Annotated in this window: 17 protein-coding genes and 1 pseudogene; 11 read left to right on the forward strand and 7 right to left on the reverse strand. The window is 36.7% G+C overall.

The genetic code is table 11. From position 1 onward, the window contains the following. Positions 1 to 581: 581 nt before the first annotated feature. On the forward strand, positions 582 to 1,220 hold the full coding sequence (locus AAV97_RS11840; protein WP_046760663.1) for a TetR/AcrR family transcriptional regulator: 639 nt from the start codon (positions 582 to 584) through the stop codon (positions 1,218 to 1,220). A gap of 60 nt (positions 1,221 to 1,280) precedes the next feature. Next, positions 1,281 to 1,970: a class I SAM-dependent methyltransferase gene (locus AAV97_RS11845; protein WP_046760664.1), complete on the forward strand. Its 690-nt coding sequence runs from the start codon at positions 1,281 to 1,283 to the stop codon at positions 1,968 to 1,970. 125 nt (positions 1,971 to 2,095) lie between these two features. Here AAV97_RS11845 and plsB read toward each other — a convergent pair whose 3' ends face one another. Continuing rightward, positions 2,096 to 4,297, reverse strand: a complete 2,202-nt coding sequence (gene plsB / locus AAV97_RS11850) for a glycerol-3-phosphate 1-O-acyltransferase PlsB (protein ID WP_046760665.1) — start codon at positions 4,295 to 4,297, stop codon at positions 2,096 to 2,098. Positions 4,298 to 4,530: 233 nt separating this feature from the next. Here plsB and cysK point away from each other — a divergent pair, with 233 nt between their 5' ends. Next, complete coding sequence (gene cysK, locus AAV97_RS11855; RefSeq protein ID WP_046760666.1) at positions 4,531 to 5,529, forward strand: cysteine synthase A; 999 nt, start codon at positions 4,531 to 4,533, stop codon at positions 5,527 to 5,529. 244 nt (positions 5,530 to 5,773) lie between these two features. On the opposite strand, the gene AAV97_RS11860 is transcribed toward cysK, so the two are convergent. Further along, positions 5,774 to 6,310: a lytic transglycosylase domain-containing protein gene (locus tag AAV97_RS11860; protein WP_046760667.1), complete on the reverse strand. Its 537-nt coding sequence runs from the start codon at positions 6,308 to 6,310 to the stop codon at positions 5,774 to 5,776. Positions 6,311 to 6,627: 317 nt separating this feature from the next. On the opposite strand from AAV97_RS11860, the gene AAV97_RS11865 reads away from it, so the two are divergent. From AAV97_RS11865 to AAV97_RS11900, 8 genes and pseudogenes are all read left to right on the forward strand, one after another. Then, positions 6,628 to 6,990 carry a hypothetical protein gene (locus AAV97_RS11865; RefSeq protein ID WP_228136545.1) on the forward strand — a complete coding sequence of 121 codons (363 nt, stop codon included), beginning with the start codon at positions 6,628 to 6,630 and terminating at the stop codon, positions 6,988 to 6,990. Positions 6,991 to 7,172: 182 nt separating this feature from the next. Further along, complete coding sequence (locus AAV97_RS11870) at positions 7,173 to 9,797, forward strand: type VI secretion system Vgr family protein (protein WP_046760668.1); 2,625 nt, start codon at positions 7,173 to 7,175, stop codon at positions 9,795 to 9,797. After that, positions 9,794 to 10,741, forward strand: coding sequence for a DUF4123 domain-containing protein (locus AAV97_RS11875; RefSeq protein ID WP_046760669.1), 948 nt, complete (start codon positions 9,794 to 9,796; stop codon positions 10,739 to 10,741). Before AAV97_RS11870 ends, AAV97_RS11875 begins: the two co-directional genes overlap by 4 nt. A 10-nt stretch (positions 10,742 to 10,751) precedes the next feature. After that, a complete protein-coding gene (locus tag AAV97_RS11880) occupies positions 10,752 to 13,589 on the forward strand; it encodes a T6SS effector BTH_I2691 family protein (protein ID WP_046760670.1) in 2,838 nt (945 codons plus the stop codon). Positions 13,590 to 13,601: 12 nt separating this feature from the next. Beyond that, positions 13,602 to 14,426, forward strand: coding sequence for a putative type VI secretion system effector (locus AAV97_RS11885; RefSeq protein WP_046760671.1), 825 nt, complete (start codon positions 13,602 to 13,604; stop codon positions 14,424 to 14,426). Continuing rightward, positions 14,423 to 14,641, forward strand: a pseudogene (locus AAV97_RS11890) (hypothetical protein); the annotation flags it as partial. The gene AAV97_RS11885 and the pseudogene AAV97_RS11890, both read left to right, overlap by 4 nt. 208 nt (positions 14,642 to 14,849) lie before the next feature. After that, positions 14,850 to 15,656: a hypothetical protein gene (locus AAV97_RS11895; protein ID WP_212771920.1), complete on the forward strand. Its 807-nt coding sequence runs from the start codon at positions 14,850 to 14,852 to the stop codon at positions 15,654 to 15,656. A 501-nt stretch (positions 15,657 to 16,157) separates the two neighbouring features. Further along, a complete protein-coding gene (locus AAV97_RS11900) occupies positions 16,158 to 16,661 on the forward strand; it encodes an SMI1/KNR4 family protein (protein ID WP_052945864.1) in 504 nt (167 codons plus the stop codon). 167 nt (positions 16,662 to 16,828) lie between these two features. Here AAV97_RS11900 and AAV97_RS11905 read toward each other — a convergent pair whose 3' ends face one another. The 5 genes from AAV97_RS11905 to AAV97_RS11925 form a co-directional block, all read right to left on the reverse strand. Then, complete coding sequence (locus AAV97_RS11905) at positions 16,829 to 17,773, reverse strand: phosphatidate cytidylyltransferase (protein ID WP_004830605.1); 945 nt, start codon at positions 17,771 to 17,773, stop codon at positions 16,829 to 16,831. After that, on the reverse strand, positions 17,770 to 18,456 hold the full coding sequence (locus AAV97_RS11910; protein ID WP_046760757.1) for a lysophospholipid acyltransferase family protein: 687 nt from the start codon (positions 18,454 to 18,456) through the stop codon (positions 17,770 to 17,772). Before AAV97_RS11910 ends, AAV97_RS11905 begins: the two co-directional genes overlap by 4 nt. Before the next feature lie 383 nt (positions 18,457 to 18,839). Further along, a complete protein-coding gene (locus tag AAV97_RS11915; RefSeq protein WP_046760673.1) occupies positions 18,840 to 19,268 on the reverse strand; it encodes a hypothetical protein in 429 nt (142 codons plus the stop codon). Then, on the reverse strand, positions 19,265 to 20,620 hold the full coding sequence (locus AAV97_RS11920) for a phosphatase PAP2/dual specificity phosphatase family protein (protein ID WP_046760674.1): 1,356 nt from the start codon (positions 20,618 to 20,620) through the stop codon (positions 19,265 to 19,267). The genes AAV97_RS11915 and AAV97_RS11920 overlap by 4 nt, the downstream gene beginning before the upstream one ends. A 75-nt stretch (positions 20,621 to 20,695) precedes the next feature. After that, entirely contained in the window at positions 20,696 to 22,444 is a 1,749-nt protein-coding gene (locus tag AAV97_RS11925) for a bifunctional alpha/beta hydrolase/class I SAM-dependent methyltransferase (RefSeq protein ID WP_046760675.1), read from the reverse strand. Positions 22,445 to 22,453: the final 9 nt, after the last annotated feature.

A 22,453-nucleotide genomic window follows, 5' to 3' on the forward strand; every position in this document is an offset into this window, starting at 1 on the left:
ATTTCATAAATGGCTTGCGTTGTGGGTTAAAATTGAGCAGGCAAGGCATGAAATGAAGAGAATAGCGAGACTATTATTAAATTTCATAACGCAGCCTGAGATAATTTTAACCATAACCCTTCGGGACTAGCGTGTTTTGTGTCGCTTCGTCGTTACGAACTACTCATTTAGAATGACTAAATTTCGTATTTCGTGCCTAGAATTGCCTAAAAAACACACCTAGTCGCAAACATAGACGAATTGTCCACAGCCCCTAAGCACTTTATAAGATGAGTGAAGCATTTTTGATCATGTGAAAAAAGGGGATGAGTGACCAAATAAAGGGGGGATTAACGGACAAAGTGAGATTGTTCTGCATCTAAGATAAACAGTTTGATGTGGCATTTTGTGCTTAATCAAAGTTTAATGCTGGCTGTGCATCTGGTTGTATTTGGCAAAAATCCACACTCAACAGATCATGAAAAGATATTGGTGAAGTTTATATATCAGTATGAAATTGCTGAGATTGATAGCATATTGATTTAAAATTTATTAATATTTAGCTTGAACGATTTAAGCCTGAATAGGATTTGCACATTACTATGAATTATAAAAGATCCTCTGTCATGGAAGAAAAAATGCAGCAGAATCGAGAGATGATTTTATTGTCAGCTCGTGAACTGGTGGCACAAGGGGGATTTAAAGATGCGCAAATTCAAGCAATTGCAGATCGTGCTGGTGTTTCAAGTGGTTTAGTTTACCGCTATTTTGAAAATAAAAATCAAGTGTTGATTGAAGTTTTAAATGCCGCTATTCATATCGAAGTGAATATTCTGAATGATATTGCCCATACTGAATTAACGGCTGTTGAAAAATTGCATCGTGCAGTCACAACTTTTGTTAAACGTGCAATGAATAGCCCGCGACTGTCTTATTCTCTGTTGTTTGAACCTGTTGATCCACAATTTGAGCTTGAACGTTTCCAGAGTAAGCAGTTGATTAAAGAAAGTATTATTAAAATTTTAACTGAGGGAAGACACTCAGGTGAGTTTATTTTTGAAGATTTAAATACCACCGCATTGTGTATTGTAGGTGCAATGACATTTGTGGTGATCGAACCGCTCAGTATTGCGAAAACCAAGCGCTTTGATAAAACCTATAAAGAATATTTTGTTAAACAAATTGCTGATTTTTGTCTGCAAGCCGTTAAAGTTAAACATACGATCGTGTCAGAGTCTTAATTATTCATCTATTAATTATCAATCAGTTACTTAAAAATTAAAACTTAGAGGGGGTAAATCATGGCAAAGGACTTTAATCATCCCGTGGTTGTAGAAAGTTATGATGAACATATCCGCAAGTTGATTCCTGGTTACGAACTGATTCACTTACAAGTTCATGCTTTACTGAAAACTTATTTGCCTCAACAAGCCCATATTTTGGTGGTGGGATGTGGTACAGGCTATGAGTTGCAATACTTGGCAGAGCAATTTCCGCAATGGAATTTTACAGCAATTGATCCTGCGCCCAACATGATTGAAAAAGCTAAACAACATATTGATAATTTAGAACTATCTTCTCGAATTGAATGTATCGTTGGTGATACTTCTATATTGCACAATATCGACACAACTTTTGATGCCGCATTGGCGATTTTGGTATCACATTTTGTGCCTGTAGAAAGCAAATTAGACTTTTTTAAAGATATTTCAAATAGCCTAAGCAATACAGGCTTATGTTTAAGTGTAGAGCTCACTCAATTTGAAAATGAGCAACAGTTAGACAGTCTAAAAACTTTGACATTGGATTTAGGATTACATGAAAAGCAAGTAGAGGTTATGGCAGATCGTATTACCCAAGATTTTGCATTAATTAGTGAAGAAGAGATCATTGATTTATACAAACAGGCTGGTTTTGCTTTAGTAAAAAGTTTTGCACAAGTGCTCAATTACTATGGTTTTATTGGGTTAAAGTATTCGATAGGCAGATAAAACTTTTATCATCGAATTTTAGTGATCTTCGCTGTGTCTAATTCTAATATCTATACTGGGTATTTTATCAAAACGATTGGTTTCGATTTAATCCCAGTATAGATTTATTCAAATTTACGATGCAGTTATTTATCCTTTGAATCTTTTTCAGGCTCTTTCACCACATTGACATCGTATAAATGTGCAAGGGCTGAAAGTAGGCGAATTTTAGGATCTGCGTTTGAAATGCTGATGATTTGATCTGCATTAATATCAATCAGTTTTTCAGCCCTGAAATAATCAAGAACATATTCAATTTGAGTATCAACTTCAGTTTCATCCCATTTTAAGAAAAATGCTTTATGGATCAACGGATATTGTTCAATCACTTGTGAGCATAAGGTAGATTTTTCAATTTTAAACATCTGTTCTTCAGTGTGCTGTTTAAATACTTTTGCGATTAAAGCAGGCAGAATAAAGGTGTGTAGGATGTTATTACTAAAATATTTGAGTAAGCCGACTTGTATATCACTGACTTTTACCCAACGTTCATTGTCATGTTCAATCAACTCAACTTGTTTGAGTTTCATGGCATATTGAATGATTTCTTTGTTGGAGAGTTCAGTGATTTGCATACGATCATCATAGCGATGATGTTTCAATAAATTGCGGAATTGTTCTAAACGAACCAAAACTTCTCGTTCAGCCAAACTATGCGTTGGTGCGTTTAACAACACCAAAGAAATCAAACTGATTGGATTGATCACAACCGCTTTGTTGATATTTTCCAAAATATCGATTGCAACATCATTCACTGTGGCTTTGACACTGTCAGGAATCTCATCATGCAATCCGACATGTTGCGGTGCTTGATTCTTTTGCAAAATATCTTCAAGAAAAACAGGCTCACCTAGATTGACATGTACCACACCAAATACTTTTTCGATTTTTTGAATAGATTTTAATAAACCAAATAAAGATTCAGCTTGTTTCTTTTGACCGCCCAATTCTTTGATGTATGAACTTCCTTCAATCAGCTTTTCATAACCAAAATATGTAGGAATAAAGGCAATTGGTTTACTGTTTCCACGTAGATAACTTTGAATCGTCATTGCCAACATCCCTTTTTTAGGCGGCAATAATAATCCAGTTCGTGAGCGTCCACCTTCTATAAAGTATTCCATCGGTGTATTGCGATTTAACATACTGTAGATATATTCTTTAAAAACAGCGGTATATAACGCATTTCCATTGAAGCTACGGCGAATAAAGTACGCACCTGCGCCACGCATTAACTGTCCAACGATAGGCATATTTAGATTAATACCTGCCGCAATATGCGGAACCATCAATCCACGGTTATAAATCACATAGGACAGCAGCAAGTAGTCGATATGGCTACGATGACAAGGGGTGTAGACAATCTCATAATCTTTGGCAAGTTCGCGCACCGTATCAAAGTTATGTACTTCGATTCCATCATACAATTGCGTCCAAAGCTTGGTTAATGCAATCTCAGCAAAGCGTAAAGTTGAGTAGGAAAAATCAGAAACGATTTCATCTAAATATTTGTGTGCTAAGTTTTCAGCTTCATTGATGCTGATTTTCTTGTGAATACTTTCATTTAAAATAGCTTCTTTAATGGCTTCAGTGGTCATCAATTTATTGATGACATTGCGTCGATCTGAAATATCAGGACCGAGAATGGCTTCTTTATAACCATTAAATTGTTTATTCAGCTCGGTAACCACATAGTGAGCAGGTGAGAAATTCGGTGTAAGCTCGATTGCTGAATTGATCAATTGACGTAGAGAAATCGCTTGATGGAACTCGATATAATTGTCACGACCATACAGCGTGATATTAAGTGCTTGTTTGATACCTGTCGGTTTTGCCCAAGCATCTGCCATCAATGCCTTATACCAACTGTCTTCATTTTCAGGCGCACGTCCCCATAAAATTGTGGTCGGGATCAGCAATACATCTTGTTCTGGGTGCTTCAACAAAAATTCAACCAGACGAATGATTTTATCTGGGTAATAAGCTGAAGCATTACTTTTTGTTGGCTCTAAAGTAATAAATGAATCATCTTCTTGATAGTCAGAAGAAAGCTGAAGTGGTGCAAAAGCTGGGCTGAGTTTTCTCTTTTCAGTTTCATTATCGATCAAGACTTTATTGGATGTAGAGTCGTCTTGGATGACATAACAAATCGGAAAATGAGGTGTATTTGGATCGTTAATTGTATTTTCAAGTGTTTGTGTGTCACCTAAAACTTGTGGGCTGACAATTTTATCTAAGATTTTTTTTGTAAATTGACGGTAAAATTTTTGATAAGCACTGCTTGCCATAATCTTCTCTTCAGATGAGTTATGGCGTTATTATGCTTGAAATAATATACAAATATATACTTTGATTTGCTGACAATTCAGTCAAACACATTGCGCAAAAACTAAACTTATGATTTATATGAATAAACTATTTTTTTGTTGCTATAATTAAATTCAGTTACTGAATGTCAAAGCTACATAAAAAAGCATTATGATAGATTGATATAAATTAATTTTAAATTCAAGGAAAGACCATGTCTACAGATCCAAATTTCCCAAGCACAGAAAATCTAGGTATCGCTGTATATGCCAATAATGCTGAATCGATTGGTAATACACCACTGATTCGTATTAACCGTTTGATTACGGGTGGTGCGACTGTATTAGCAAAGACAGAAAGCCGTAATCCTGCATTTTCAGTGAAAGACCGTATTGGTGCTGCACTTATTGCTGACGCAGAAGCCAAAGGGCTTTTAAAGCAAGGGATGCATATTGTTGAGCCAACCAGTGGCAATACAGGAATTGCATTGGCATTTGTAGCAGCAGCAAAAGGTTATGAAATTACTTTGACAATGCCTGCCAGTATGAGCCTTGAACGTCGTAAAGTATTAAAAGCTTTAGGTGCAAACTTAATCTTAACTGAACCAGCAAAAGGGATGAAAGGTGCGGTAGAGGAAGCTGTACGTTTAGCCACAGAGCAACCTGAAAAATATTACTTACCGCAACAATTTGAAAATCCAGCCAATCCAAAAATCCATGAGACGACAACGGGTCCAGAGATTTGGGCTGCAACAGGTGGTAAAGTTGATATTCTTGTGGCTGGTGTGGGCACTGGGGGAACAATTTCGGGGATCTCTAGTTATTTTGAAAATGTTAAAAAACAGGCGATCCATTCAGTTGCTGTCGAGCCAGCAGACTCTCCAATCATAGGTCAAACCAAGCGTGGCGAAACGTTAACACCTAGTCCACATAAGATTCAGGGGATTGGTGCAAACTTTATTCCTAAGAATTTAAACTTAGATTTGGTCGATGAAGTGATTGCGATTGAAAACCAAGTTGCTATTGATTTTGCACGCCAAAGTGCAACTCAGGAAGGTATTTTTGTGGGGATTTCAAGTGGTGCAGCATTAGCAGCAGCGGCACAATTGGCAGCTCGTCCTGAAAATGCAGGAAAAACCATTGTCGTAATATTACCAGATGCCGGTGAACGCTATTTATCTTCAGTTTTATTTGAAGATATTTCAGCGGATTAAACGCCAATAGCCAGTAACTGTATCTGATCGACAATACACTTAATGGTGAAGTCGACAAAAAAATAAACCCTCTCATACATAATTCTGAGAGGGTTTTTTGATATTTAGATGTAGGCGATGCTCAACTTTTTAGAGATATTGCCAAATCTTGCGCTGCAAACAAAGCAGTGCTTTGTTTGCAAAGTTAAGTTGAATTAATTTTAACTTTATTCTGGGGATTGAAATTAGATTTTAGTGCTAAATTTTATAACGAAGATTTTAACTGTTTTTCGTGCTGTTTCACTTGTTTGGCATATCTCTTACCTTGGCGTTTCATTTTACGATTTGATTCATAATTTGTAGGACCAACATTGTAATAACCTAATGCTTTTTTCCAACTACCTGCAGATTGGTTATATTTCGCTAAGATCATGGTTCCGCAGCGTACATTGGTATATTCATCAAATAGATCGCCCGGGCAAGCTTGTTGCCAATAACGTGGCATGACCTGAGTTAAGCCAACCGCTCCAGAAGGAGAAGTCACATAACTACGATAACTGGATTCTTGGCGAATTGTAGCTGCGATCAGTAAAGGATCAACATCATATTGATCTGCACTTTGTACAATAAAAGGTGAGACTCGATTTGCAATATCAGGAGAAACTGAATAAGCCTTTTGTATACCTGTAGAAAGTTTAGCTGCACGCTTTTGCACAGAACCACCGCCTAAAGACGAACACGCCGTAATTGCAAGAGTCACACAAATGATAGAAATTATTTTTAATTGATACTGAAGATTCAAAACAAAACCAATACTGCTGATCTAAGATTGGTCATGATGGTAAGTGTCCAATTTATACCTGTCAATCTCACTATATCAGTAGATTTATTCACGATTTGTATCTTTAGCTTTGAACGACTTGTTATTGAGCAATTACAGCTTTGGAAATATTTTATTTAAATTAGTTTAATAAATATAGTTTTTTATTTGTGATTGAAATTAAATAAATCCCTTCAAGTGTTTAGAAAAAATTGATAAAAATATTTCTGCTTATGGCTAAACGATATAAAATTTATCCAATAAAGACAATTAAAGATTGACAAGATGGAGACTGGGATGTGTATGAAGAGCAAAATACACAAGCTGGGATTATGATCTACAAAGGTTCGATGTATGAGCGAATTGCAAAGAGTCAATATATTTTCATTTTGACCGATGATTTGGCTGAGTTTTTAAAGAAATATGGTTGGGCTAAATCAATGAAATTACTCGGATTGCTAATTAAAATAATCACTAGATTTAGATGTGCATTGGATCTTCAAAAAAATATGAGTACACAGTATTCAATCAAAGAGATTGCGATAGGACTCAATAAAACTGAACAGGAAATTTTAACTGCTCGTTCTTATTTAAAAGAATTATTAGGTGAAAAAAAACGAGTTCCTCTTCTAAATTGGGTAAGAACGCCAAACAGGAATTAAATACACTTTCTATAAAAGAATTATGCGAAAAATTTAATTTAACTATGGGAGCGGTAATGTATCGGAGAAAACTATCGAAACGAAATGAAACATAATGAAGTATGTAGATAAAATTAAATATGGACAAAATATGATCTTTTTTGTAGAGTGTCTTTTAATTTAGAACAACTACACAATAACTCATGTTTAATAATATTTATTTTGCTTTGGAAAAATTGGGTCTTACTGCTCAAAAGCGTGCTATCCATGTGTCTTTTTCAAATACTGAACTTAATCAAGTGGTATTTTTACAACGCGTTGATGGGATACATGCCATCAATGATGGGGTGAACTTACAACTGATTTGTCTATCTACGCTGAACGATATTGCATTAAAACGCTTTATTGGCTGTCGTGTAGCCATTGATGTGGTCAATGATCGCTCCGAACTCAATCGTATTTCAGGAATTGTGACCAAAGCTGAGGTGGGCGCCTCTGATGGAGCTTTGACGATTTATCGCCTCACGGTTGAAGATCCAACCTCACTATGGAAACAACGTAGAAACTCACGCGTATTTATGAATATGTCTGCTTTACAGGTAGTCGAAGTTATATTTAATGAATGGCGAGACAGATCTCCACTGTTTGCTTCAAGTTTAACTTTGGATAAAAGTGGTCTAACCAAAGACTACGATGTCAGACCATTCATTATGCAGAATAATGAACGAGATATAGACCTTATTCAAAGGCTTCTAGCATCGGAAGGCGTGACGAGTTTAATTGATGAAGCACAGCTTAAAGTGTCTCATTTTAATGAACCCATCCAGCCTCAAAAGCTTAGATTAATTGATGACAATACTCAATATAAAAGTTTAGAACGACGCACGATCCGCTTTCATCGAAGTTCGGCTGTAGAGACTCGCGATTCGATTATCAATTTTACAGGACAACGTTCACTTCAACCGACATCGGTACATATCCACCGTTGGCAAGCCGATATTCTTGAAACCGAAGAAGGTGCAGGCAATGTACAAAGCAAACATCAGCACAGTGACCAGTACGATAACGCCAGTCTAGGCTTAGAACAAGTATGGCACTTTAGCCCTGCATGGACTCAAGACTTAAATGGAGAAGATGGAGTAACACCATCGGGTAACGATCAGGTTGAACGCTTTAACCAAAACCTCAGCAACTACTACGATGCCCAAGCCAAACAATTCACCGCAATATCGACGGTACGAGATGCGCAGGTGGGTTATCACTTTGAGCTTGACCAACATCCAAGTCTAGAGCTAAAAGATGTTGCCGATCGGCAATTTCTGATTTTATCCAAAACCTTTTATCACCAAAATAATTTACCCAAAGACTTGAGCCATCAAGTCGAAGCACTCATCCGACAAAGCCAATGGCAAGTCGCCCATCTTTCCATAAACAACAGCGAAGAACGCCAAGCGAATCAGTTGGTGCTACAACGACGTAATATTACGGTTGTTCCTGAGTATAATCCCTTAACCCAAAGACCCGCAGCCCATCCAATGCGAGCGAGAGTGGTTGGTCCAAGTGGAGAAGAAATCCATGTGGATGAATGGGGACGTATCAAGGTTCGCTTCCTCTTTACCCGCAATGAAGACCACAGCCATGATGGTGGTGCAGGCGCGAACGACAATGATACCGACTCAGCTTGGGTCGATGTACTCACGCCGTGGGCAGGTGAAGACTATGGAGCACGCTTCTTACCGCGTATTGGAGAGTTGGTCGTGGTTGACTTCTTTGCGGGGGATATTGATAGACCTTTTGTGGTGGGGCGTATTCATGAAGGATACCGTTATCCAACCAAGTTTGATGACAAAGGCAAGTTACCCGATACCAAGAAGTTGGCAGGGATTAAAAGTAAGGAATATCAGGGGAGTGGCTATAACCAACTGAGATTTGATGATACCACCAACCAGATCAGTAGTCAGTTACACAGCAGTCACGGGGCAAGCCAACTGAATCTTGGCAACCTCAGTCACCCAAAAGAAACAGAGACCAGTGAAGGGCGAGGAGAAGGCTTTGAGTTAAGAACTGATCAATGGGGCGCGGTACGTTCAGGACAAGGCTTACTGCTGAGTACCCATGCACAAGATGGGGCATCAGGTAATCATCTAGATACAACCGAAGCCAAAAGTCAGTTAGAAAATAGTCTCAACAATTCAAAAGCTTTAAGTGAAGTTGCCAAACATCAACAAACTGATCCTTTAGAGGTTTTAGAAAATATCAAAGGTTTTATCGAAACTTTGACTGAACAATATCCGAAAAAGGCAGATGCATTTAAATCCGCAGTGATGATGTTAACTTCACCGAATTCTATAGCTATGTCGACCAATAGCGACGTTCATCTTTCAGCAGATGGGCAAATCAGCCAGCAAGCAGGCGAAAGCATGAATCTCAGTACGCAGAAATCTTTGATTGCACATGCAAGTGCTAAAATCAGTCTTTTTGCGGCACAGGAAGGTGCAAGGCTATTTGCAGGAAAAGGTAAAATTGAGATTCAGGCACAAGGTGATGCAGCAGATCTGATCGCACGTAAAGGCATTCAAATTATTTCGACTGAAGACACGATTTATATCATTAGTCCAAAAGAAATTAAATTGATCAGTGATGGCACTGAATTAAAGCTCAATGGTTCGGGGGTGTTTGCAACCACAGGTGGTTTGTTTGAAGTAAAGTCTGGACAGCAGAAACTTACATCGTCCGCTTCGATAAATCCACCTAGTTTAGATTTGCCTGATTGCTCAGCAAAACAAGGGCATGCCGCTCAAAATGGATCAGCAAAGGTGATCTTATGATGGCTGAGCATTACCTAGAACAGACAAGCATTTTGCCTGAAAATAATTCAGTGGAAACGATTTATCAAAAAATGCAGACAGTGTTCTTTCAGCATGGTCGATTACTGGTATTGCTTGATGAGACTTTAGCACCAGATATCTTTGATGATCTAAAAAATAACTTGAGAGTAGATCAGATTATTTATATTCCGCTAGCTAAGGGGAATGGATATAAAGATACCAGTCTGTTTTTTATTGAAATATCAGATGAAAAGATATTGAAAGACATTGGATTTGAGCTGGCTGAACACTTACTCAAGCATTTTGATATTGCAAATGATCGGTACTTGGTTCACGGTTTTGGGGCTTCTCAATATGAAAATGATGAATTAAATCGAAGATTTAAAACGACATTGGTATTGCAAGATATAGAGTCCAAAATTTTATTTCGTTGGTACGACCCTCGTGTGATGATTTATTTAGATCAAATATTCAACGAATTGCAGTTAAATAGTTTATTGGCAAATTTTATCCAGTGGCATTTTATTCACCCGACGGGGTACTACCATTGGGAAAATATAGATCAGAAAAAATTACAACTTAAAGCGATCAACAAAATTAATGTGCAACAATCTCTACAACTGGATTTAATTGAAATCAGTAATACTGTTTTTAGGAAAGCACATGAATTAGAACAGATCGACAGTCATGATTTAGATCCTCAAAAGATTCTTAAAAACTTATATCAAGCTCATGAGCAATATCATATTAAAAAATATATTGATTTGGTAAGTTATGGTTTATATGCGGAGCTATTAGGGCAAGGCTTTATACAACATCCTCATGTTGTAAATGTGCTTAAACAGTATTGGAATATTGAACCTAAAAATTATAATTTTACCGAAGCGATGAATTTTATCGCTGAAGACGATTGGGCATTGATTAAAACAGAAATACTTGAATAAGGAGAATAATATGGGTGGTGATAAAGAAGCTTTTGCAAGAAAAGAAAATAAAAAAGCAGAACAACGTAGACAGCAAGAAGAGATTTTGGCTGCACCAAATGCGATTACCAAAGCAGCGAATGCTGCAATACAAGTCAATCAACAGACTTCTGATGCAAAAGGCAGTAAAGATCAATGTAATTTTTGCCGTAAATTAGGATTACAGATTTTGCCTTTACGTTACACCGTTACTCGAGATAAAGCACCTCAACTTAATTCTCAGCTTGGAAAAAATGTAAAAAACGTTGCCTTGTCGTATTCACAATATACAACTGAAATGATCGATTCTGGTTATGTGTACGCCATGATCAAAAGAAAAAAAGGTTATGAATGGAGTGGCTACATCGTGACGCCAAAGGGATATTTGTCATCCTTCCCATTGGACAAACCTGCACCCGTATCTGTACTTGAGTTTGCCTGTCAGGGAAATGAACATGCGGTATTCGCTTCATTTGTCACAGTTGAATATATTGCAACAAATTTGGCAGAAAAAGCGTATTTGATTTATACCCATGCGCCCATGACTGATAAAAAAAGAGAGGAATATCAAGCCAAAGCGGATGAATATGTCAGTTCAGGTAAATGGCAGTCTGTGGATGTTGCAGCATGGGCGAAAGGAACGTCTCAACAGCAACATTGTTTAAACAACACGACCTTAAAGGGTGGGATCAGCCAGCCTTTTTCATTTGGTACTGATCGTTGGAAGCAGCTCGTGAAGAAATTCACCGAAAAACCGAAAGCTTTTTCAGCTGTTGTGTTATATGATCCCGTTGGAATCACGATAAAATTAAATGAATATCGAAATGAAGCTTATGTCCCTGTAGATGACTATTTAGAAGCAAAAGATAAATATGGTGTCACCAATCAGCGTAAACTGGACTCCGTACAACGCGTGAAAAGCATAGAAGGTTCATTGCTTAAAAATAAGGAAAAAATCGTACAGCGCGAAAATGAAATTCATGAACAAACAGCACCCGCCATTGAAATAAGATATAAAAGCAATTTAAATGCGATTGAGCAACGACTTATCTATGCGAGGAAATGGAATAATACAGCAGAAATTGAGCAACTTGAACAAAGCAAAAAATTGTTGATCGAAGAACATGAACGTACCATGAAAAAACGGGCGGGTCACGGTGAAGAAGTTGGGGAAGCCAATTACCAAACTGACCGCAAAGTTCTACTCGATCATTTAAATTATAAAGAAATTGAAGCGTTTAAGCAGGAAGCAGCTCAAAAATATAACACGGCTTTAAAGGTTGCCAATCAACGTGCTCAAGAACATTTAAATTGGGTGGTTTCTGAAAGTTTATTGGATGCTTTAGATGCCTATGATCAAAAGGATTTACAGAGTGGATGTGCATTTAAAGCGCATGTAGCGACCATGCTATTTGGAATGGAAGGTGCTGAAGCAGGTGCAAGACAGTTGGATGACTGGGTTAAAAAGCCAGATTATGAGCGTAAAAATTTATTTATACGTGGTTTGTATAGTAATCAGTTAGAAGCCAAAGCCAAGCATGAAGAACTGAAAAAAGCTGCAACAGATTTTACCGCTGTGGGTATAAAAGCCATGAAAGGCACAATCGACTTTTTAAAGAAAACCGATTCTGCATGGGATGAATGGGCAAGAAATCAGGGAATCGACAAAAATAAAGGCAATATTGCATTTTCTAAAGTCGAAAAAAAGGTCATGCTGTATGTTTCTAACTTTGCCCGTGTTGTATTTCGGGCAGGCATGGGGTCAACTGCTGAAAGTCGATTTGTCACTGCGATTTCGCAAAAACTGTTGTTTGCTCAGATGGGTGAGTTGGCTGGAAAATTAAGATTTGATCAAGTTGTATATAATATAAACCCTGAGAAATTAAACTCTGGAAATATTAAACTCAGTCCTGAATTTGGTGAAAGAGTCGGTGGTCAGCTTTCAAAAAATGCAAAGGAAGCAACAATGCGTTCTTTGGATCTATTGATCGATGATGCGATGGCAAAAAAGCAACAAGTGGCATTAACTTTAGAAGAAATTGAAAAAACGGGTAGTAAAGGTATGGCGAACCATACCAACAATTATCATCAGGTACGCGCATCAGGCATTCTTGTATTTTTAGAGGCGATTAATTTAACGCATATGCTTAGCTCTGGAAAATATAAGGATAATGTGCAAATTGCAGCTTTGGTGGCATCTGTATCCGCATTGATGGCTTTTGCTTTGGATATATTCTATGGTTTGGCAAAAGGCGTGCGTGAAGTTGCAACTCAAACTAGCTATGGTGGTGCAGGCGCAGCAGCCACACGAGGCGCAGCAAATATTCAAAGAGCGGGTATTAAATGGGCGGCAGGGAGTTTGAGTGCTTTTGCAGGTGGCATTACAGCATGGTTAGACTATAAAAAGTTCGAAAATTTGAATGAGAAGGAGGGAATACCTAGATCTTTAATGATAATGTATTCTGCTCGCACAGTTACAGGCGTTCTTTCTGCAGGTTTTGGAATATTAGCAGCATTAACTTATATTGCACCATTAATGAATTATTTAAAAAAAATTGGTAAAAGTCCTGTAATTCAACGCTTAGGAGGGCGTTTAATTGCGACTAAATTAACTGAAGAAGCTGCTCGGATTGCATTATTACGTGGAGTAGCATGGGCAAGTGGTGTAGGATTAATTTTAACAGTAATCGAAGTTACATTCTTTATATATATGGAGGCTACCAAACTTCGCCGTTGGTGTGAGTATTCTACTTTTAGAACATTAAAAACAAATCAACTGATGTCGGAAAAGCAAGAAGAAGAAGATTTTCAAACCTTATTTGCACAATAGAGTAGTTTTAATATGAGTCTAAAAAAAACAGATCGAATCATTGATGAATTAGCAGAAAGACTGTTTATTGTTGAAGGTGAAGTCACAGACTTACTGACCAGTGAAACCATGCAAAACTTAAATGTGAATATGCAAACGGCTACAGGTGCAATAGCGGTGGGTTCAGCGCTTGTTGGACAAATTGGGAGTGCCGCTTTAGCCAGTTTCGCTGCCAGTGATGAAGGTATAGAAGTGAGTGATTTTGCCATCGAAGTTACTGAAAAAAGTAATCAAAAGCATTACTTTAAAGGCTGTTTCCCCGTAGTCATATTTAAAAAAGGAGATCTGGTTAAAGTGATTGCAGAACCGCTTTCGGGACAAAATAAATATGCTTATGCATCAGCTATTATTGATCAAAAAAACAATTATATATGGACTGCTCAACAAGTATTTAATGGACGACTTCGATATAGGATTTTTGGAATGAAGTTGGGAGTGGGGGGGGGAGTGTTTTCAATAATGGTTTTTATTTTATTTGCAGCATTTGGTAAATATGGAATTTCACTTATACTTAATCCGACTATAGTAGGTACTCTGTTCACTTGTTTACTTGTTTGTTTATTTATTGGTTGGAGAGTAGGTGCAAGTTTTGATAGTCAAAGTATCGAGTTAGAAGCAATATTAAAAAAATTGGATTTTAATAAACCCAGTATGGCAAGTTTAAATGATTTCTCAGTTTTTTCAGTTAATAGAAAGAATAAGATAAAAATGAATGAATATCCTGATCGTTGGGAGCAATATACTTATCGTTTAGACCTAGCAAAACAATATGATGAAGAAAAATATGGAAAAAAATGAGCTTTAAAAAGACAGACCGAATGATTGATGAATTCGCAGATAGACTGTTTATTGTTGAAGGTGAAATAACCGATTTGCTAACCAATGAAACCATGCAAAACTTAAATGCCAGCATGCAAACAGCTACAGGTGCAATAGCAGTAGGTTCAGCACTAGTTGGACAAATTGGGAATGCTGCTTTAGCCAGTTTTGCTGCCAGTGATGAAGGTATTGATTCATGAACAAACTGCACCAGCAATCGAGATAAGGTATTAATGGATGTTAAATATTATTGGGCAGTAACTTGCAGATGTTAGAAAAAGATATGATAAGATTTTCCATCTATCTTACATGTTATTGCTATAAAAACACAAATAGGGGGCTTTATCTTCTAGTTTGGAAAATAAATCAAAATAAAATTATTGATGATATATTGAGAATAATATGAGTTATAAAATTAATCCTAAAGTTGCTTATTTATTAGAACAATTCAGTTCGATAGAATTTTTTGAAATTATGCGGAATAACTATTCTCTTTTTTTAGAAAGTTTAGAAGAGTTATTTGAAATATATATGTATAATCTTAGAGATTTACCTTTACCTAAACAAGCAGATATAAATTGGGGGGAGATTGTATTACCGAATTTAAGAAATACTATGGATCGTATAGATTTTGCTCATAAAAAAATAAAATCTGGAGATTATACTTATTTAGATTGTGTGGGAGAAATTCGCTCCAATCATAAAGGTTTAAGTGAATTTTCATCAGATTGGATGGACGAATTGCCCTATGATAAAGTTAAACAATGTTGGGATTATTATTCTATTGCAACAAGTTACGCATCAGTAATAGAGAGTACCTACCCAACCTCATGGGATATGAATACTCTAATTTATGATTTTAAAAAAATAAATATATTTAATAATATTATTCTTGATTTGCCAAACAGTTATCCAATTTATCGTATAAATCCAGAAATTATGGTTAAATCAAATGAAAAATTAGAAACAACAGGTATTTACTTGTGCCATGAGATAAAGGGAAGGATTGAATTTATGGCAGCAAGCGAAGAGGAAGATAATGGCGTTGCGAGTGTTGTTGCTGTTGGTCATGATCCTGATACATATGAAACCTTGTATGCTGAAGTAAATTGGACATTAATTGAGAGAATTTCTGATGTAGGTGGTTCAGATAATTCAATTGATATAGAAAGATTAAATGCCTTGGCTGGAAAATGTTACCATGATTAAATATATTTCTACATTCTGCCTATGCCTTTATAGTTGTGTATCTTATGCTTCTACAAGTTTGAATGTAAAACTGGAAAATACAAGCACATTGATTGTACGGAAAGATAAGATCATAAAAAAATAAATTTAGGTGAAATTAACGGATATAAAACTAATTGTAATAATAGTTATTTAGTAGTTTGGGGAATTCCTAAGAAATTCAAAAATAGTTCCCCTCAAAATAATGAAGTTGTTTTTTATAATTTGTATAATTAAAAGCAGAGAGTTGTTAAGACAAGTCATGCCATATTCGATGTTGATTTTTATAAAACTGAAGATAAATCAATTTTAAATTCAGCAACTACGAATACTGAAATTAATTTAAAGACGGGAGAACAAAGTGACTTCCCAGAAATAAGCCAATCCACTTTAAACCAACTAGAAGTTTGTAAAAATTTAACACAATTTAAAAGATACAAAGAGTAGTAATTAACAGTGTCTTAGATGAATAAGGATTTAGTCTTGAGAATTAAATTATTAGAAGTATTGACTAAGAATAACTGGAATATTGAAGAGAGATCTTACAAAGGAGATGAAAATATCCCTGGGTTTGATCATTTACCTATTGAGTTACAAGAAATTCTTATGAATTATAAAACAATAAGCAATCCAAGTGATGTTGCTTGGTTTTTTACAATTGCCGAAATTAGAGGTGAAACAGAATCTGAGTTCGATTGGGAAGAACTTAGACAACAAAGCTTAGATGCAGCAATGAATGATGTAGAAATTAACCGAATTAATAATTTTTGGGATCATCATTTTTGCTTTTTGATGTCAGTTAAAAATGGTTACTCATATTTGGCAATTTGTTTAGAAGGCAAAAATAAAAATAAGGTTGTGTATGGTTATGAACCTGAATATGAAGAAGTCGATGTCATCTTTGATTCATTTGATGATTTTTCCAATACACTTATAAAATATATATCAAACCAGAGCAGATTCAGAGTTTTTGATCAAATATTTTAAACGTAATAGACCTCTGGCATTGTTTGAGATTCGAGTAGGGATGGCTTTTGATTTAGAAGCTGTCGCATCAAGCACAAATGAGCAAAAACCTACTTTCGCAAAAGACCTAATATAAAATATTTGAACTTTTACTCTTCACTTGTTACAGATTAGCCGATAATGGCAGATTAACTCCACCAATATCTTAAAATATGGAAAAATATCGGTGCTGAGAAACAAATAGAATCAATACGATCTAGCATACCACCATGACCGTGAATCAATTGTCCCCAATCTTTAACACCACGATCACGTTTGATTGCAGACATAACCAAACCGCCAAAGAAACCAAAAATACACACCACAAGACCAATAAATGCTGCCTGTAAATAACTAAATGGAGTTAACCATGCCATAGCAACACCTAAAGCTGTGGCTAGGACGATACCACCAAGTAAACCCTCGACAGTTTTAGACGGAGATAAAACAGGGGCAACCTTGTGTTTGCCAAAAAGCTTTCCGCACACATATTGCAAAACATCTGAAGCCTGCACAACCATAATTAACCAGATTGCCAGCCAAATCGGTTCACCCTTAAAACCGTGTAATTTTAAATTGAGTAGTGCAGGAACATGAGAAATACAGAAAACACAGACCATCAAACCCCATTGAATTTTTGAACTACGTTCAAGAAAATGTTTGGTGTCTTCTTGTTTTAAACTGGCAATCGGAATCAGTAAAAACACATACAATGGAATAAAAATAGAATATAAGCCATACCAGTCGATAGCGATTAAATAGTATTGATATGGAATTACAAAATAAAACGCAATCAACAGCGGAAAGTAATCACCACGCCGTGTCGGCAATAGACTGGTAAATTCACGCAATGCAAAAAGTGAAATAATGCCAAATAAGATAATAAATGCAGTTTGACCAAGCAGAATTGCTGCACCAATGACAATTAACATCACCCACCAAGCATTAATTCTCGCATTTAAATTATCAATGACTGGTGCAGGCTGATGTCCAGCTTTTTGTTTAAGAATAAATCCGACTGAGGATGCAAAAACCAAAATACCAGCAAAAATACCAAATAAAAGATAGGTTTTATGTAGATTATCAACAATCATTGATTTTCAACCTCTTTTAATTGCAATAGTTGTTTTTGGGCATAGTCGATAAAAGTCGTTTTATCCATCTCTAAATGTTGTTCTAAAGGGCAACCAAAACATACTGTAGATAACAAAGGTAAAGGAATAAATGAACCTTTAGGCATGACACGTCTTAAGTTTGAAATCCAAACTGGAACGATTTCGATTTCTGGAAATTGCTTATGCAGGTTATAAAGACCACTTTTAAATGGCAGTAACTCAACATCATCATCTAAATTACGTGTGCCTTCAGGAAAGAAGATAATTGAGTATCCTTGTGCAAGTGCATCTTTTACAGGCTGTAATGGATCAGAACCATCCTCACGGTTACGTTGGATAGTGACCCCATTAAAAGTATCTTTAATCAAAAATTGGCGAAAACCATCTTTCAGCCAATAATCTGATGCTGCAACGGGTTTGGTCTTGCGACGCATTAATTTTGGCAGTGAAGACCACAATAAAATAAAGTCGATATGACTGTTATGATTGGCGTAGTAGATTCTTTGTTTCATTTCAGGCTGACAACCAATCCACAAACTACGTGCGCCTGTGATCAGTCGTGCGCCACGTCGGGTCAGAAATGCAATAAAACGAGCAACTGAGCTTGAAGCAAAATTTCCGCGAGGTGTCTCTAAACTCTGCATTTTGTTGAGTGCAGGCATATTATTTTCTATTTTTTGATCTTGTTCAGGACGCTGTTCGGGTAACTGATTCATTGTTTAAGCCAATTGATATTTAATCTTTTTTGTACTGTTCATATGATATTGAAATGATGAAAACTTAAATTTCTGCTTTAAAAAGAGCAGAATAATATTCAATTCAACAGCCCCACATGATCGATTTTAAATTAACGCTTTTGAATAAATAGTAAAAATCATTTATATCACAATATTAATTTATCATTTTTACTTTTTAAATCATAGCCTAACTTGAAGCAATTTCATTATCTTAGTCCTTCAAATACAGCGATTTTCATGACTTTGCTTTGGTCGAAGTTAAAGAAAGAAAAACTAACTACCGTCTATATTCTGACTCAAATGTTCACTTAAATGATTCGATAAATTAAAATAATTAAAACCAGATACTGTATCAATACTAAGGCAATTTGCAACTTAATTAAGCGAAAACAGCCAGCAAAACGCAGTGTCCAATCTCGACCGACTTTATTTTGCGGAAGAAGTTTCATTTCAAGTAAGCTTTGATCGAATTGCTGAGTAAGATGTTCAATGCTATCAGCTCTAGATTGGATCGCCAGCATTTCAATCAATTCCGCATCAAAATTGACACGGAATGAAAGGTAATGATGAACAGCCATGAGCAATAATGTAATGACAATGAATATCCAAAGCTCTATGGTCTGCCAACCTTTAAATAGGATCGCAAAAATAGATAAAGCAAAAGCAACATAGCCAGAAAGTAGCAAACCACCAGTTGCAGATAAAAGCTTGGCAACAATGAAAAATTTCATTTTCATGGCGCCAAGCCTTTTAATTTGAGTTGATAAATTTCAAGCTCTTCAATTTGTGGTGCTTTTAATACCACCCACGGACGTGCCTTGCGGATGATTTCAACGACTTCTTCAACAGTGCTGTCTTGGTTTTGTTGCATTAACCAAGCACTGAGTAGTGCGCTGCTTCTTGAATATCCAAGGGCACAACAGATGAGAATGTTTTGCGATGGCGTGCCATCAATTTTGGTGAGTAAGAGATTGAATTGATTTACCGCATACTCAAGTTGATTGGCTTGCAAAGGAATCAAATCAAGACTTGGGTACTGTTGATATTCAGATCCACTGTTTAAGGGTAATTCTGCAACACAGTCAAATACTGCGGTATATTTTTCGCTGTCTTTTTGAGTGGGGATACGCCCAATAAAGATTTTTCTATGCTCTGAATCAATGACCAATGAATCTTCAGGATGTTTTTTAGTCCAAATTCGGCTATTGAGCCAAGCAAAAATAAGGTACGGTGCAAGTAAAATCTGTGCAGCGATGGTCATCTTTCCATTGGTTTGCTTTTGGAAAAAATGAGGACGTACAAAACTATAACTATGTGCAACGATAAATAAGCTGACCGCTGGATAGATTAGCCATAATCCCCAAGGGTTTAACTCATAGGCTAAGATCAAGAAAATTACAGCACCACACAGGTAGTAACTGCCTAGTTTTAAATGTTTTGCTGTTAACTGTTGTAAGCCATCTTTTCTAAATGGTGATTTAACGGTTATTGGGAATAACCACAAACACAAAGCACCGACTAAAATTCCTGTAGGAAGGTCAATAAAGTGATGTTGCCATGTCGTAAGGATGGACAGTCCGATCAACGCACTCCAAAAGTCCACCAAGTATTTCCATGAACCTTGTACATGTCTACGATAAAAATCCCAAAGAATCACTAAAAGAACAATATGCAAAGAAGGTGCTTGGTTAAAAGGCTTGTCAAAACCCATCAGCACATCAAACCATAGTCCAAAAAAACCATCTAAGGCAGGGCGTTCAAAACTAAATTTTAACGGGAACAATAAAAAGCAACTGATCGAAATCACTTGTGCTAAAAACAATCTGAGCGCCTGTTGTTTCAGTTCATATTTGTTCCAGCACAGTAACAGAGACAGACCATAAAACAGGTCAATTGACCAGTAAGGGACAATAGTCCAAGCCCAAAGTGGAATATGCTTTTCCCAGTCAAATACAATACTTGGAACATAGGCGAGTCCAGAAGCATACTGATTCGCAAAACCATAGGTCAGAAAAAAGAATGGTGCCAGGAAAACCAAGCAGAGTAAGCCCCATTTCCATGTTCCTGTTTCTTTGATGAGTGTTGGCATATAACATCCATTATTATTTTATTCGTGATGGCTGAATAAAATTAATATCCAGCCATGAATTTTAATGACAGTTTTTTATAGCTTTTGCGCCACTGAAACGGTAAATATTCCAAACTCATCAATGCACTGATCGACTTTTTTAAAGCCAGCAGCTTCAACAAGTGCATCCATTTCAGCTTGTGAACGTAAACGCATCACCCATGCATCACCTTGACGATGTGAAGTGAGCGCACGAGCAATAAACTCTTGTTGTGGGTGCCAGATTTGACCTGTATAAATCAAGTAACCATCTTTTAGAACAGCTTTGCTTAATCCATCGAGTGACTGGCGTAACAAATCATTATCACTAAATAACTCATATAAACCAGATACCACAGCGAGTGATGGTTTTGGTTTTACTGATGCCAGAGATTGAGTATCAAAAGCATCTGCTTGAACAAATTCTGCAATATCCGTTAAGCCACGTTCAGCAATCATTTTCTGTCCAGCAGCTACATTAATGTCACTATAGTCACGGAGCAGAATTGACTCAGGCTGTTTAGGCAATTGAGCAACTGCATCTAAAATATAGCGCCCATGACCTGATGCAATATCCATAATTCGAAGTGGTTTACGCTTTTTAATCAGAATATCAGCGTACTTTTGCAGTAAAGATTCGATATTTTGTTTGCGTACTCGGATACCACGCCAACCAATTGCATTGAGATATTGACGATCAATAATTTTACCAATCGGGTTGCTACTTTCGGTTTGATTACGATAAACAAAATCTAAAGTACTGCCTGAGTCATAACCCGTATCTTCACCAATTTTTAAACCTTGAGAGAAATGACTACCTATTTTTAGGTTCTTTTTGGTGACTTCCCAAAATGCATTTTTGATTGATTTAGCCGGTAATGGTGAGCTGAGATCTTCTGCAATTGCGCAGCTTGGACCAATTTTATCGGCATTTAAAACATCAGGTGCCTGATAAGCAGTCGCAAAACATTGTTGAATAAAGCGACGTATTTTCTCCGTTGCAATATGTCGGTCTTTTTCACCTAAAGTGTCGTGAAAGAAACCATCTAAAATGTGTAATTCTTTTTTCGGATGCGAAAGTTTTTGATAAAATTCACGTTGTGGTTTTTGGAAAACGACAAAATCTGAGCCTGAACATAATACTTGGGTCGGCACAAAAATATTTTGTGAGTCAGCAACAATGCGTTTTGAGGCATCATAAAGCCCGAGTAACATTCTTACCGAAATCGCTTTGGCAATCTTCGGATCAGTATCGTAGCTTTGCGCTCGATCTTCGTCATGAGTCAGCATTTTGGCTTTGACATAGCTTTGAATAAAGAAGTTGCCACGTAGCTTTGCCATGACCCTTAAACTTGGTTCAGCAAAGGGGACATACAGCTTAATGTCAAATGCTGGCGATGCTAAGCACAAAGCACGAATTTTAGGAGCATAGTCGTGCACCCATGTAGCTGCAAGTACCGCGCCCACACTTTGTGCAACAACTGCAATATTCTCTGGGTCAATGGCATAGTTTTGCTGAATGTGTTGGACAAAGTATTGAATATCTTTAACACAAGCAGAAAAGCTTGGGGCATCTCCACGTTCGCCTGGAGAGTCACCATGACCTCGGGCATCCCATGCAAAAAAATCAAAATCTGGAAGATTAAGTTCCTCAACTAAATGTGCCATACGTCCAGAATGTTCATGACCACGATGAAATAAGATAATGGCTTTTTTTGTTTCCGATGGTGATTGTGTTGCCCAATGTTGGTAGAACAATGCTGTGCCATCGTGACTGGTGAAGGTGTGGTGACTATTGTTATACATAGCAATTTA

It is taken from the genome of Acinetobacter sp. Ag2, assembly GCF_001005515.1.
In the GTDB taxonomy this organism is placed as follows: domain Bacteria; phylum Pseudomonadota; class Gammaproteobacteria; order Pseudomonadales; family Moraxellaceae; genus Acinetobacter; species Acinetobacter bereziniae.